Consider the following 13,700-nt stretch of genomic DNA (forward strand, 5'->3'; position numbering starts at 1 on the left):
GAAATTCTGACACATTACCTTTTAAAAGCAGAGATACTATATTTTATTTGCTTCTTTATATCTTTCTATAGATTCCATAAGTGTTTCTTTTGCATCCCTTACATTAAACCATCCATCGATTATAACTTCTTTTTCTTCCAGTCTTTTATATTCTTTAAAAAAGTGTTCGAACTCTTTTTCTGTATGGGAACTCAAATCACCTAAACTATGTACTTCATCGTATCTTGGGTCATGGATAGGGACTGCAATAAGTTTTTCATCCTTTCCCTTATCATCTGACATAACGAACATTCCTATTACTCTTGATTCAATTAGACAACCTGGAAAAGTCGGGTTATTCATAAGTACCAGTATGTCTATCGGGTCACCGTCACCTGACAGTGTTTCTGGAACAAAACCGTAATCTGCCGGATAAAACATGGGAGAGAAGAGTGCTCTGTCTAGTTTCATATAGCCTCTTTCAAGATCATACTCGTATTTGTTACTGCTCCCTCTTGGTATTTCAATTATCGCATCTACAATTAAATCTGGATCGCTCATTTTTTCCTCCTAAGAATATTTATTTATGACAAATTAGAATAATTTCTAACAATTTAATTATATCACTAAAGTAAGGACTTAGAAAAAAATTCTAAATTCTTGAATATTTATTTTATTAAAATCTGTTAAATCCATCGGAAGGTGAAGACAGATACCGGAAACTCCGTGGATTGATCTATAATAATCCAAATGATCCATCGGTAATTGATACCAAACGTACCTGTATCAGTTTTACAGTTAATTTTGGAACATTTATCTGTAAGTTACTGTTGGTTGTGTTTTTATTATCGATAATAATTATGCTGTGGGTATTGATATAGTTTATCAAAAAAAGAGTCTAAGCTCTCTTTTTTTGATTATTAAATAGTATTAAGAAATGACTTTCTCTGATATAATATAATCATAAGTTATGAAATTTAGAGATTGATAACATTTTCATTTCTCAACAATACTATGAGGAAGGTGATACTATTGAAGCTTCAAGTTTTTGATTTTATTGACGAAACACTTGAACAACTTAGTAATCAAAGATCCGAGATAGAACATGTAGCAGAGTTAGTACAAGATTTTTTCTTAAAGATTTTTGAAACTGATGATAAGTTTTTAAATATTTCTAAAAGAGTGAAGTCTGAAGATAGTCTAAAAGAGAAGATTTTAAGACAAAACTATTTTCTAAGATATAGAACGCCCGAGACAGTAATAGACAAGATGGCGGATTTAATAGGTGTAAGAATTGAATGTAGATTCATTAGAGATGAGTCAAGTATTTACGAAAGTCTTGTAAGTATTTTTGATCTACAGGCTTCGGAAGGTTATTTTCACAGTAGAGAAGATGAATGCATCCAACTGAGAATCAGAGAAACGCAACCACAAAAGCAGCACAATGGATTCGAAATATACAAAATTGATGGAAGGTATAAATCAGATGAGTATAATTACCACTTTGAACTTCAGATTAAATCCTTCGTCAATATATTTTGGGGAGATATAGACCATAGGATACTTTATAAAAACTTTTCATATGTAGTTACAGAAGATTTCATCAGAGAGATGATGTATTCTATAAAAGACAATCTTGAGATGGTCGATACTCAGCTTATGGTTGTCTATAACCATCTATACGATATAGAAAAGAATGATTTAGAGGTTACCAAAACTCAGCTTAAAAAGTTAGTATCCAAGCTGATACATGATATCTTCGTGATGAGGTTTAAAGCAAATACCGGAATAATTTTGGACTTTAGAAAACCAATAGAATTAATAGTAGATTATATCTTTGCAAAAGCCCATTATGCAAGAGAGCTGGAGGATTCAGAGTACTTTGTAAAACTCATGAATAAGATTAACCAAGTAAGTAAAGAAGAACTGGCATTTGGTGACTATATAGAGCTTGGGCAAGTCGATTTAATGAAGGGACAGTTTTGTGAGAAGTTCGGTAAGGGTATTGAAAGTATAATGAACCTGGACTTAAAATGGAACTTGATACTATCCATCATATTTGAACTGGAAGGTGGAGATAGAGGAGCAGAGTTTATTAACTTTATTGAATACATTGTATTTACAATCATTTATAGAGTAAGGACAGCAGTGAAGAAATTTGAAATTGATGATAGAGAAGCTGATATAATCATAAATAAACTGACAGAAGAGGTTTTTGAATATATATGTCAAGAGTACAATGCAGATTTCTTCTCTTTAAACAATATGAGACTACTCGAAAAGCTGGTTATCGAGTTTATGATGGAAGTGGATTCTCCTGTATATTTGAGAGAGAAGGATTACAGAAGGTTTAGACAGAGGCTTGCAAAGGAGGCAGAGATGTAATGAATTTACTTATCAAAAACATTGATGTTATACCCATGACTGAGAAGAATTTAATTCTTGAGAATGTAGATATACACATAGTTGATAATAGAATATCTTATATAGGTGTAGAAAAAGACGGCTTTACTGCAGATAAAATCATTGACGGGAAAGGTAAAATAGCAATACCGGGACTGATAAATGCACATACCCACCTGGGTATGAGTTTGATGAGGAATTATGCAGATGATTTAGACCTAATGACATGGCTACAAGATGAAATATGGCCATTTGAAGCAAAACTCGGAAGAGAAGATATATATTATGCTTCTAAACTATCTATGATAGAACTGATTAAATCGGGTTGTACCGCATTTGTAGATATGTACTTTGAAATGGACAGGGTGGCAGATGCTGCTCTTGAAATCGGAATAAGAGGAGTAGTAACTCCTGGATATATTGAGGATGACAAATCAGAGGACAGGATTAGAAATTATAGGAATATTTACGAAAAGTATAATGACAAAGACGGACTTATCAAAGTAATGATTGCTCCTCACTCACCATATACAGTCGGAAAAGAACATCTTTTAAAGCTTATAAAATTGGCAAAAGAATTAAATACAGGCATCCACATCCATCTATCCGAAACCAAAATGGAAGTCGAAAATGCAATGAGAGATTTTGGAAAATCACCAATAGCTTATGTAGAGGAACTTGGATTATTTGAAGTGCATACCATTGCTGCCCACTGTGTCCATGTGGATGAAAATGATATGAGAATTCTAGCTGAGAATAATGTATTTGTGGTTCACAATCCATCAAGTAATTTAAAACTTGCTTCGGGATTTGCAAAAGTAGACAAGATGATGGAATTGGGAGTTAAAGTAGCACTGGGAACAGATGGTGCATCTTCCAATAATAATTTAAATATGATGGAAGAGATGCATATTGCGTCATTACTTGGAAAGGCTGTCAGCAATGACCCTAAAGCTCTTGATGCCTATCAAACACTTGAAATGGCAACGATAAACGGTGCAAAATCATTCGGTATGGGCGACGAACTAGGAAGTTTGGAAAATGGCAAGCTTGCAGACATTGCAATCATAGATATGAATAAGACGCATTTGGTTCCTGCAAACAATAAGATTTCGATGATTGTATATGCAGCTCAGGCATCAGATGTAGATACTGTAATTATTAATGGAAGAGTTGTCATGGAAAATGGAGAATTAATTGGGGTGGATGAAGCTTCAATAGTAGATGAGGTAAATAAAAGACTTAGGGCTTTAAAGGAAACAAAATGATTGGAATTGATATAGTTAAGATATCAAGGATCTCAAGACTACTAGAAAAAGAGAGATTCTTAAATAGGGTGTTTTCTCCGAAAGAGATAGAGTATTTTAAAGCTAAAGGAATGAAGACAGAAACCATAGCAGGATCTTTTGCTGCAAAGGAAGCAGTTTCCAAAGCATTTGGAACGGGTATTGGAAAACTGTCATTTAAAGATATTGAAATAATCAGAGATAGAAATGGTAAGCCGAGTTGTACCCTTTCTGAAAATGGTTTGAAATTAGCTTGCAGTTTGGGGTTTTCAAATGTCTTGATATCGATTAGTCATGAGGAGGAGTATGCTGTTGCAATTGCAAAGGCAGTGGAAGACCTACCGGTAATAAGCAGCAATGAAATCCCCATCCTTAAATCAAGGCAGAAGAATAGCCATAAGGGAGATTATGGCAAGGTCGGGTTAATAGGTGGTTCCAAGGGAATGACTGGATCCATACTGTTAAGCTCCATGGCAGCTTTAAGAACCGGTGCGGGTTTGGTCTATACTCTAGTTCCGGATACTGTGTCAGAAATCGTTGAAATGAAGAGTTTGGAAAATATAGTGATACCTGTTCCTGAAAAGGGTGGAGGACATTTCGACATTAATTCCCTACCTAAACTTAAGGGCGAGGTATCTAAATACGATGCAATATGTTTTGGACCCGGTATTGGAAGAACTGATGAGATGCTGATGATATTATCAAATCTGATTCAAACCGGGAAAAAGATGGTACTAGATGCCGATGGACTAAATGCATTGGCTGAAAATCCGGAAATATTGGCAAATTCAAGTGAAATATGCATAACCCCTCATGCGATGGAAATGTCGCGTTTGATTAAAAAAGATATCAATTATATTAACGAAAATAGGCTCGATGTTGCAATGTTCTTTTCAAAGTTATATAATATTATAGTGATTTTAAAGGGGCATGAGACGATTGTAACAAATGGAGAGTCTTATTATATTAATAAGACGGGCAATCCGGGTATGGCAACAGCCGGCTCCGGAGATGTCTTAACCGGAATTATAACATCTCTTGCAGCCGGTGGTTACGATATGTTTGAAGCCGCAAAGCTAGGTGTATTTTTACATGGACTGGCCGGAGATTATGCCGCTGCAAAACACGGACAGGATTCATTAATCGCCAGAGATATAATTGATTCGCTAGCTAAAGCAATACAAAAAAAGAGGTTCATAGATGCAAGATATAATAACTCGTCCGACTTGGGCTGAGATTGATTTAGATAATTTAATATATAATTACAGAGTTTTGAAAGAGTTATGCCATAATACTGATATCTCTTGTGTAGTTAAAGCCAATGCCTACGGACATGGTGCTATTGAAGTATCAAAAGCTCTTGGAAGCTGAGGGTGTTCAGTATTTTTCCGTTTCATCTCTGCAAGAAGGTTTGGAATTAAGAGCTGTTGGAATAGAAACTCCAATTATGTTATTGACAGCATTGCCGACCGGTTATGAACGTGCTGCCATCCAAAACAATATCGAGGCAACTGTGTTCAGTTTTGAACAGGCAGACAGATTAAATGAAATGTGCAGAGAAATGAATACATCATATAGTATTCACATTAAACTGGATACAGGAATGAGGCGAATCGGATTTAGAATAAGCGATGAGTCCATCGAAGAAATATCCAGAATAAACTCCTTAGAGCATATAAATCTAAAAGGAGTATTTACTCATTTTGCTGCGGCGGATGAAGCAAATAATAACTATACACCATTACAATTTCAAGATTTTATGGATATGGTAGAAAAGCTTGAAAAAAAAGGCGTAGTCTTTGAGATAAAACATGTAAATAATGATGCAGCACTTTTTATGTACGACTATAGAGAAGATATGGTTAGACTTGGAATTGGACTATATGGTATTTTTCCATCTGATTTTGTAAGAGCAAAAGTCGATTTTGAACTCAAACCCGTAATGGCGTTAAAATCGATTGTTACAAATATTAAGACCATTCAGCGGGGTGAAACCGTCGGTTATGGTCAAACATATACTGCAAAAGGTGAAGTAGTTATTGCTACTGTAGGAATTGGATATGCAGACGGTCTTCCAAGACTAATGTCAAATAAAGGTTCCGTTATTATAAATGGGGTGGCATGTCCAATAGTCGGCAGGGTATGTATGGATCAATTAATGGTTGATGTTACTGAACTACAGGATGTCAATATCGACGATATAGTAGTTATTTTTGGCGACCCAAATAAAAATGAGCCTGAAGTTGGAAATATAGCAGATGTTTGTGATACAATAAGTTATGAAATACTATCAGGAGTTAGTCGAAGGATTCCTAGGGTATATATTAAAGGGGGAAAGGAAGTAAATGTTGTCAGTTATCTAAACTATTGATAATTGCAACAAATTTATACTTAAGGTGTGATAAGATTTGAAAGTAAAAAGAGGAGATTTGTTTTATGCCGATTTAAGTCCGGTTATAGGATCTGAACAGGGCGGAGTAAGACCTGTACTCATCGTTCAGAACGACGTTGGAAATAAGTATAGCCCAACCGTAATAATTGCGGCTATCACTTCCCAAGTAAATAAGGCAAAACTTCCAACTCATGTCGACATAACATCGTCCAGCTACGGACTTCCTAAAAACTCCGTAGTTCTTTTAGAACAAATCCGTACAATTGATAAAAAAAGACTAAGAGAGAAAATAGGTCGATTTGACGCGGATGTTATGAGAAGAGTAGAAGATGCATTAAAAGTTTCGTTTGAATTATAGTACATATAGTAAAGAGAGCCGGTCGTATGACAGCTCTCTTATTTTGTCTTAATTTATTCACTTGCAAAATTATCAAAGTATCCTTGTATAAGAACTATAGGAGTACCCTTATCACCCGAACCACTTACCAGATCTGCGAGGGAACCAAGTAAATCAGTAAGTCTTCGAGGAGTGGTTCCAAGGGATACATTTTTATCTATTTCATCCTTGGTCTTACTATTTATCTTTTCTTTCATAACATTAATAGCAGACTCCTTGTCAAGTCCTAGAAGTTCGTTATCTGCGATATACTTAAGCTTAAGTTCATTGGGAGTTCCTTCAAGGTTAGGTGTGTATCCCGGGGATACCACAGGATCTGCCAGTTCCCAGATTTTTCCAATCGGATCTTTGAATGCTCCGTCACCATAAACCATTACTTCTATTTTTACACCGGTTTGATTATAAACTTTTTCTTGTATATTTTTAACAAATACATCTGAGTTTCTAGGGAATAATTTTAAAGAAGTAGGGGTAGCTAAATTTGAACCGTATAATCCATATCTCGGATTAAATCCACTTCCGTCTATAGGATTATTCATTAAGTCGTCCAGTCCATACACTATATTTGCACCATTCGCTTTCAGGTGCTCTTTTATAGTGGTTCTGTCATGAATATTGGCAACCAGAATATCTTTGGTATAATTTAGAATATCTGTAGCATTATTAGATAGATATATTTCGATATTGTCATTTACTGCATATGATTTATAAAGGGAAACATAGTCAATACCTGTAAATGGATGTTTATATTCGCCACCTACTAATTCCCTATATCTTTTTTCATCTATAGTATCATTGTAGATATTTATTCCACTTTTAGTAATAACCTCCGTATCCATAAGTCTATTACCAACTTCATCACTAGGGTAATTTAAGAATAAAACAATCCTCTTCTTTGTATTGGCGATTGCCTTTAAAATTACAGAGAACCTATTTCTGCTGGTAATAGGGAATAGTACTCCGATGCTGTCATTGAACTTTGAGTTCAAGTCCTGAGTGATATTGTCTGTAGAGCAGTAGTTTCCTTGCGCTCGTGCCAATAGTGACTCCGTAATAGCCAGTACGTCCATCTCTTTTAGTGTAAGAGAATTTCTCTCAACAGCTTCAACAAGAGTGGTTACTACTATATCTTCAAGAGGATCTCCTTTTTTTATTATCGGTGCTCTCAAGCCATATGCTGATGTTCCAACGGTTCTATGCATGTTATTTCCTCCAATCCTAAGTCAGTTCGGTAATTATTTTGTCTACAGGTACATCGTGTTCATCATCAGGTAATGAATCTAAAATTTGAAAATCATAAGCAAAACCTATTTTTTTGGGATTTATGCTTAGATCGGCAAAAAATTTATCATAATATCCTGCACCATAACCTACCCTATGACCTCTTCTATCAAAAGCTAAACCTGGTACTACAACCAAATCTACAATATTATGGTCTACAAATTCTTCAAATCCCGGTTTAGGGGATAGTATTCCATAATGTCCCGGTACTAAATCATCAAAATTTGTTAATTTACTTAATTTCATTTTAGCTGAACCTTTGTAAGTAACAGGGATGTATACATTCTTACCGTCTCTTAACATATTTCTGATAAGTTCATGTGTATCAATTTCATCTCCAAAGCTTACAAATACAAAGATATCATTAGAGTTAGCATATTCATCGCTATTTAGAAAATTCTCCAAAGCCTTTGCATTGAGTTCGGCTCTATCCTGATCGGATAAAGAGCTTCTTCGGTCCATTAAATCTTTTCTTAATTTTCTTTTTACCATATAGGATCACCCTTTAATAAGTATAGTATGTATAATAATAATTGTAAAGATAAAATGATTGTAGTTTTACATATGCATAAGCATGATTTGTTTAATAAACGTAATAAAATAGATTGTGATATTATAAATGTTATCGGAGAATTAAGGGATTTGAAATGTTTCAATTTTTTTACATTTGTAACATATTTGTAACTTTTTAGGCTAAAAAGGTGAAAAAATCATATTATATGTTATAATTATCCTAAGAAGTGTTGGGGTGATATATCTGATACAATTTAAAAACGTAAGTAAAAAGTATTCCAAAGGAATTGACGCACTCAACGACGTTTCTTTTACAATTGAAGATGGCGAGTTTGTCTTTTTGATTGGCCCTTCCGGAGCAGGAAAAACTACAATCATCAAATTACTGCTTAAAGAAGAAGATCCCACTTCCGGCAAGGTCATTTTGAATGGGCAGGACATCAGCTATTTAAGAGCAAGGAGAATCCCTGCAATAAGAAGAAATATCGGAGTCGTATTTCAAAACTTTAGACTACTTGAAGATAGAAATGTATATAAAAATGTTAAATTTGCCCTTGATATATTGGGCGTTTCAAAAAAGGAATCTAAAAAATCAATTAAAAGAGTCTTGGACTTAGTTAACTTAAGCCATAGAGAAAAATCTTATCCATTGCAATTATCAGGTGGCGAGCAACAAAGAGTGTCAATGGCCAGAGCAATGGTGAATAATCCTAAAATATTGATCGCCGATGAACCTACCGGAAATTTGGATCCGGAGACATCATGGGAAATTATGGATTCATTATTAAAGATCAATGAATCAGGAACTACAGTCATAATGGTTACGCATTCTAAAGAAATAGTCGATAAGCTAAGAAAAAGAGTAATCCACTTGGAAAATGGAAGTATAGTAAGTGATGAAATGGAAGGTACTTATCGATGAGAAAAATAAGAAAGTTTTTTACCGTTATAAAGACCGGATTTTCCGGAGTATGGAAGAATAAATCTATGGGATTAGCTTCTATCATTTCAATCTCTGCTGTATCCATAATACTTGGAATAGTTTTAATTGCAGCATTGACGATGAATGTGCTCCTTAAAGACGTGCAGACAAAGGTTGATGAGATAGAATTATATATAAAGGATGAAGTTACCGAAGAGCGAGTAAGCGAGATAGGTAGTAGCTTGGAAGCTCAAGAGGGTATTAAAGGCATTAGGTTTAAGACAAAAGATGCAGCTCTTGAAGAGATGAAAAAAATCTGGGGAGAAGATGCTTATATACTTGAAGGTTTAGAGCATGACAATCCCTTGGAAAGATCCTTTGTAGTCTCTGTAGAAAACATTGAAGACTCACATAAAATAGTCGAGTTTGCAAAAAACCTTGACGGGGTGAGCAATGTAGTATATTATCAGGACGCAGTTGATAAATTAGTTAAAATTGCAAATTATGTAAGAGTCGGTGGATTGATAGTTACTATAATCCTCATAGTTATCTCAATACTCGTCATATCAAATACCGTTAAACTAACTGTACTTGCCAGACGTAGAGAGATTGAGGTAATGAAGTATGTAGGCGCCTCGAATGGTATGATCAGTGGACCATTTATCATAGAAGGTGTCATCTTCGGTTTAATTGGTGCGGTATTGGCATTTTTAGTGACTAATTATTCTTATCAATTAGTCTATAACAGATTTAATGAAAGGATTTACACGCTAATATCAAGTTATCTAATTGAACCTAAGTTTCTAAGAACCGACTTATTAATTATATTTTGTACTTTGGGAGTGGTAATAGGGACCGTTGGCTCGGTATTTTCTCTGAAGAAGTATCTCAAAGTATAAGGATGGAGGAAAATGAATTGAAGTTTTTCAATAGAAAGAGGGCTATTGCTCTAGCTTTAGCCGGCTCGATAATGTTCTCGGCGGTTACGGTAATGGCGACCGAACTTGAACAAATCGAGGCAAAACAAGGCGAAATACAAGGCGCTAATGAATTAATTCAAAATCAAAGATACCAAATAGAACAAGCAAATCAGGACTTGAATTATGCTTTTGATAGTTTAGAAAGACTAAACGAAGAAGCAAAAGCACTAAAGGATGAAATTGATGCTTTACAAGCAGAGATTGACAGACTTGAAAAGTCTATTGCTGATAATGAAAAGAAGAAACAAGAACTGGAAGTTAAACTCGAAGGTCAGATTGATCTGTTTAAGAAAAGATTAGCGGTAATGTATAAAAACAGAAACAGCGGATACATATCTGTACTGTTATCATCTGATAATGTCGACGACTTTTTGTCTAAACTTACTACGATGAAATCAGTAGCGGAATATGATAAAAAGCTAATCGAAGACATGAAAAACACTAAAAAACTTCTAGACAAAGTAAGCATAAGTCTTAAAGGCGAAAAAGCGACCAGAGATGAAGCAATGGCTAATTATAAAGTCAAAGAAGCTCAATTGATGGACAAGATAAACGATCAAAGAGACCTAATTGCAATTATTCAAAATAATAAAGATTTAGCTGCTAACGAGATTAATAGACTTGAAGGAATTGTGTCTAATCTTAACTCAGAAATAGCAGATCTTCAAACTCAACTCAAAGAAAGACTTGAAAGAGAAGAAGCCGAGAGAAAGGCAGCAGAAGAAGCTGAAAGAGCTAGAGCAGCCGAGGCTGAAGCAGAAAGACTAAGACTTGCGGCTGCAGAATCTACAACTGAAGCGTTAGTAAATGAAACTGCAGGATTATCTTCTATAGACACATCTAGTAGAAACTATGTACCTCAAACTAATTTTAAACCTTTCGATGGTAATATAGTTTATTATAACCAAAGAGAAGAACCATGGGGCAGTGCATCATACGGTAATGGTTGGCTAGGTACAATCGCAGCAAATGGCTGTGGACCTACTTCTATGGCTATGGTACTAAGTTCTATGACAGATACCACTGTTTCACCAATAGAAATGGCCAATTTCGCAACAAATAACGGTCATGTAATGCCTGGAGACGGCGGATCATATTGGTCATTATTCCCGGGTGCAGCAAGTGCATATGGTTTGAGCTGTGTTCAAACAAGCAATAGAGCTCAGATTATCGAAGCGCTATCAAATGGAGCACTGGTAATAGCTAGTCAAAATAATGCATTAGGTAATTACTGGACATATGGCGGACACTTTATAGTGTTGACAGGCATTACAAGTTCAGGAAATATTACTGTAGCAGATCCATGGTCGAGAGGGCATTCGGCAGTTAGCCACACCCAAGATCAAGTATTTATACCTATGAGATCAGCTTGGATTATTAATAAATAAAAAACTGCCAAATGGCAGTTTTTTTATTACACTAATTTAGGGAGAAGAACATGGAAAAAAGACCTATTATACATAGATGGATGATAATGGTACTTACTTTCTTAGCGGGATATGTAAATGTAGAAGGTATAATCGAATGTGGAGTTACTGTGAGCCATTACACAGGAAACCTGTCCAATCTAGGTAAAGGCTTGGTTTTGGGCGACTTAAGAAGGGTACAAATATTAAGCAGTATACTTATTTTGTTTTTTATGGGATCATTATTAATAGGAATGGTCAATCAAAGAGAGTTTAGAACACCTAGAAACAGGTATAAATGGATATTACTCGTTCAAGGTCTGGCATTAATCGTAGTCTACCATAGATTTGAGAGTATACTTCCATATTTGCTGGCTTTTTACATGGGCATACAAAATGGTGCTTTCGCAATGTACAAAGGTGTAAGAGTCAGATTTACTCATATGACCGGATACCTGACTGAAGCAGCTCTTGAATTAGCGGCAATACTTAGGAGAAAAGCATCGCCGGAGAGATTTGTATTTTATATCTTCAGTATGAGCAGCTTTGTTTTCGGTGGGATAGTAGCGGCAATCATAGAAGTTTACAATCATAATATTTTGATGCCATTATCATCTATACTCTATATTATAGTTGCCTACGGACTGCATAGAACCACTAGAATCGGCTATGATTACGAAAATTAAAGGAGAAGTATATGCAAAAAAATTGTAGTGATAAAGCTTGTAATTGTAATCTAGGATTATGCACTGTAGATGTAAAATTATTTTCCAGTCTTGATCATGAAGATCAAGTATTTTTAGCGAGTACCTCCATTCATACGGATTATAAGAAGGGGCATTCTATTATTTTGCAAGGTAGTAGAGCAAATAGCATAATGATAATCAGAAACGGAAAAGTCAAACTCCACAATTATGATGCAGAAGGCAAGGAATATATACTGGATATACTGACAAAAGGAGACAGCATTGGAGAAAATTTGTTCTTGGAACAATCGGTTTTCCAATACAATGTAACCTGTTTAAGTAGCGTAGGTATATGTGAGATTAGTAGAGAAAATTTCACGAATCTACTATCCAAAAGACCGGAAGCTGCTATTAACTTAATAGTTTCTCTGAGTAAGAAATTAAGTGAAGCAAACGAAATGGTGCAAATTCTCTCCGAGAACAATGCAGTTAAAAGACTTTCTGCCTTTCTGCTATATAGGAAAAGCAGACTAAGCGATGAAGAAATAGAACTGACTGTAGATGATATTGCAGCCAGTATAAACCTTAGAAGAGAAACTGTGAGTAGAAAAATAAGCGAACTGCAAAGTTTAGGTTTGATTAAGAGAAAAGGTAAAAGTAAAATTATAATCGCAAATCGGAATAAACTCCTCGAATATTTAGATGAAATTGATTAAACATTGATTTAGGTCAATGTTTTTTTTATTTATTTATATACAATATAATTAACAGACAAATATTTAGGAGGTATCTATAATGATAACAAAAGACATGACGATTGCGGATTCTATTAAACAAAAACCTGATATAGTATCGATTTTTTCTGACACGGGAATAGACTTTTGTTGTGGTGGACATAGATCATTGGAAGATGCTCTAAACGAAAAGAACTTGGACATAAATTCTTATCTAAGAATACTAAATAGCGAACAGAAAAGCGAAGATAAAAACTTGGATTCAGCTTTAAACTTGGATAAAAAAGAACTTGTGGACTATATTATAAAATATCATCATAAGTATGAATTAGAACTGCTGGATAAGATTGACGACTTTCTTAAAACCTTAATTAATGTTCACTATAGTACTCATGGTGAGGAATTGACAAATATTTATAGCTTATTTTTGAGAATTAAAGCAGATTTGGTTCCACACTTTTATGAGGAAGAGAAAAAGTACTTTCCACCATTTATCAATGGTGAATATGTAGACTTTGAAAAATTAATCGACGGACATGAAACAGTTGGGGAATTATTACAGGAGCTTGAAAAAATTACCGACTCATATACTGCACCTGACGACGGTTGTAATACTTATGAGTACTGTTTCAAACTAATGAAAGACCTACAAGACGATATCCATAAACACATATTCTTAGAAAACAGCGTATTATTCCTTAAATAAAAAGAAAGGAGAAAA

General features: G+C 34.8%; 15 protein-coding genes. 12 read left to right on the forward strand and 3 right to left on the reverse strand.

Going from position 1 to position 13,700, the window contains the following annotated elements; translation table 11 throughout:
* Window positions 1-36: 36 nt before the first annotated feature.
* Entirely contained in the window at window positions 37-540 is a 504-nt protein-coding gene (locus VZL98_03025) for an inorganic diphosphatase (protein WVH63944.1), read from the reverse strand.
* A 471-nt stretch (window positions 541-1,011) separates the two neighbouring features.
* On the opposite strand from VZL98_03025, the gene VZL98_03030 reads away from it, so the two are divergent.
* Genes VZL98_03030 through VZL98_03055 form a run of 6 tightly spaced genes read left to right on the forward strand, consistent with a single transcriptional unit; the run spans window position 1,012 to window position 6,418 of the window.
* Window positions 1,012-2,364 carry a GTP pyrophosphokinase gene (locus VZL98_03030; GenBank protein ID WVH63945.1) on the forward strand — a complete coding sequence of 451 codons (1,353 nt, stop codon included), beginning with the start codon at window positions 1,012-1,014 and terminating at the stop codon, window positions 2,362-2,364.
* Window positions 2,364-3,650, forward strand: coding sequence for an amidohydrolase (locus tag VZL98_03035; GenBank protein WVH63946.1), 1,287 nt, complete (start codon window positions 2,364-2,366; stop codon window positions 3,648-3,650). The genes VZL98_03030 and VZL98_03035 overlap by 1 nt, the downstream gene beginning before the upstream one ends.
* A complete protein-coding gene (locus VZL98_03040; protein WVH63947.1) occupies window positions 3,647-4,903 on the forward strand; it encodes an NAD(P)H-hydrate dehydratase in 1,257 nt (418 codons plus the stop codon). Before VZL98_03035 ends, VZL98_03040 begins: the two co-directional genes overlap by 4 nt.
* Entirely contained in the window at window positions 4,869-5,039 is a 171-nt protein-coding gene (locus tag VZL98_03045) for an alanine racemase (protein WVH63948.1), read from the forward strand. The genes VZL98_03040 and VZL98_03045 overlap by 35 nt, the downstream gene beginning before the upstream one ends.
* Window positions 5,011-6,039 carry an alanine racemase gene (alr, locus tag VZL98_03050; protein ID WVH63949.1) on the forward strand — a complete coding sequence of 343 codons (1,029 nt, stop codon included), beginning with the start codon at window positions 5,011-5,013 and terminating at the stop codon, window positions 6,037-6,039. Before VZL98_03045 ends, alr begins: the two co-directional genes overlap by 29 nt.
* Window positions 6,040-6,076: 37 nt before the next feature.
* On the forward strand, window positions 6,077-6,418 hold the full coding sequence (locus VZL98_03055) for a type II toxin-antitoxin system PemK/MazF family toxin (GenBank protein ID WVH63950.1): 342 nt from the start codon (window positions 6,077-6,079) through the stop codon (window positions 6,416-6,418).
* 53 nt (window positions 6,419-6,471) lie between these two features.
* Here VZL98_03055 and VZL98_03060 read toward each other — a convergent pair whose 3' ends face one another.
* Together VZL98_03060 and VZL98_03065 are read right to left on the reverse strand one after the other, a co-directional pair.
* A complete protein-coding gene (locus VZL98_03060; GenBank protein ID WVH63951.1) occupies window positions 6,472-7,659 on the reverse strand; it encodes a coenzyme F420-0:L-glutamate ligase in 1,188 nt (395 codons plus the stop codon).
* A gap of 16 nt (window positions 7,660-7,675) precedes the next feature.
* Window positions 7,676-8,230, reverse strand: a complete 555-nt coding sequence (locus tag VZL98_03065; protein WVH63952.1) for a 5-formyltetrahydrofolate cyclo-ligase — start codon at window positions 8,228-8,230, stop codon at window positions 7,676-7,678.
* A 265-nt stretch (window positions 8,231-8,495) separates the two neighbouring features.
* On the opposite strand from VZL98_03065, the gene ftsE reads away from it, so the two are divergent.
* The 6 genes from ftsE to VZL98_03095 all read left to right on the forward strand — a co-directional run bounded on the left by ftsE (window position 8,496) and on the right by VZL98_03095 (window position 13,685).
* Window positions 8,496-9,173: a cell division ATP-binding protein FtsE gene (gene ftsE, locus VZL98_03070; protein ID WVH64534.1), complete on the forward strand. Its 678-nt coding sequence runs from the start codon at window positions 8,496-8,498 to the stop codon at window positions 9,171-9,173.
* Window positions 9,170-10,072 (forward strand): permease-like cell division protein FtsX, encoded by a 903-nt coding sequence (gene ftsX / locus VZL98_03075; protein WVH63953.1) that lies wholly within the window; start codon window positions 9,170-9,172, stop codon window positions 10,070-10,072. Before ftsE ends, ftsX begins: the two co-directional genes overlap by 4 nt.
* Window positions 10,073-10,089: 17 nt before the next feature.
* Window positions 10,090-11,541 carry a C39 family peptidase gene (locus VZL98_03080; protein ID WVH63954.1) on the forward strand — a complete coding sequence of 484 codons (1,452 nt, stop codon included), beginning with the start codon at window positions 10,090-10,092 and terminating at the stop codon, window positions 11,539-11,541.
* Window positions 11,542-11,591: 50 nt separating this feature from the next.
* Window positions 11,592-12,245 carry a YoaK family protein gene (locus VZL98_03085; protein WVH63955.1) on the forward strand — a complete coding sequence of 218 codons (654 nt, stop codon included), beginning with the start codon at window positions 11,592-11,594 and terminating at the stop codon, window positions 12,243-12,245.
* Window positions 12,246-12,256: 11 nt separating this feature from the next.
* Complete coding sequence (locus VZL98_03090) at window positions 12,257-12,961, forward strand: Crp/Fnr family transcriptional regulator (GenBank protein ID WVH63956.1); 705 nt, start codon at window positions 12,257-12,259, stop codon at window positions 12,959-12,961.
* A gap of 79 nt (window positions 12,962-13,040) precedes the next feature.
* Window positions 13,041-13,685 (forward strand): DUF542 domain-containing protein, encoded by a 645-nt coding sequence (locus VZL98_03095; protein WVH63957.1) that lies wholly within the window; start codon window positions 13,041-13,043, stop codon window positions 13,683-13,685.
* The last annotated feature ends 15 nt before the right edge of the window (window positions 13,686-13,700 follow it).

The organism is Peptoniphilaceae bacterium AMB_02, from assembly GCA_036321625.1.
GTDB lineage: Bacteria > Bacillota > Clostridia > Tissierellales > Peptoniphilaceae > Microaceticoccus > Microaceticoccus formicicus.

What these genes read in the sequence shown, in the direction of transcription:
- VZL98_03025 (WVH63944.1), bottom strand. Translation starts at nt 540, where the DNA reads ATGAGCGATCCAGATTTAATTGTAGATGCGATAATTGAAATACCAAGA.
- VZL98_03035 (WVH63946.1), top strand. Translation starts at nt 2,364, where the DNA reads ATGAATTTACTTATCAAAAACATTGATGTTATACCCATGACTGAGAAG.
- VZL98_03040 (WVH63947.1), top strand. Translation starts at nt 3,647, where the DNA reads ATGATTGGAATTGATATAGTTAAGATATCAAGGATCTCAAGACTACTA.
- VZL98_03045 (WVH63948.1), top strand. Translation starts at nt 4,869, where the DNA reads ATGCAAGATATAATAACTCGTCCGACTTGGGCTGAGATTGATTTAGAT.
- VZL98_03060 (WVH63951.1), bottom strand. Translation starts at nt 7,659, where the DNA reads ATGCATAGAACCGTTGGAACATCAGCATATGGCTTGAGAGCACCGATA.
- VZL98_03065 (WVH63952.1), bottom strand. Translation starts at nt 8,230, where the DNA reads ATGGTAAAAAGAAAATTAAGAAAAGATTTAATGGACCGAAGAAGCTCT.
- ftsX (WVH63953.1), top strand. Translation starts at nt 9,170, where the DNA reads ATGAGAAAAATAAGAAAGTTTTTTACCGTTATAAAGACCGGATTTTCC.
- VZL98_03085 (WVH63955.1), top strand. Translation starts at nt 11,592, where the DNA reads ATGGAAAAAAGACCTATTATACATAGATGGATGATAATGGTACTTACT.
- VZL98_03090 (WVH63956.1), top strand. Translation starts at nt 12,257, where the DNA reads ATGCAAAAAAATTGTAGTGATAAAGCTTGTAATTGTAATCTAGGATTA.
- VZL98_03095 (WVH63957.1), top strand. Translation starts at nt 13,041, where the DNA reads ATGATAACAAAAGACATGACGATTGCGGATTCTATTAAACAAAAACCT.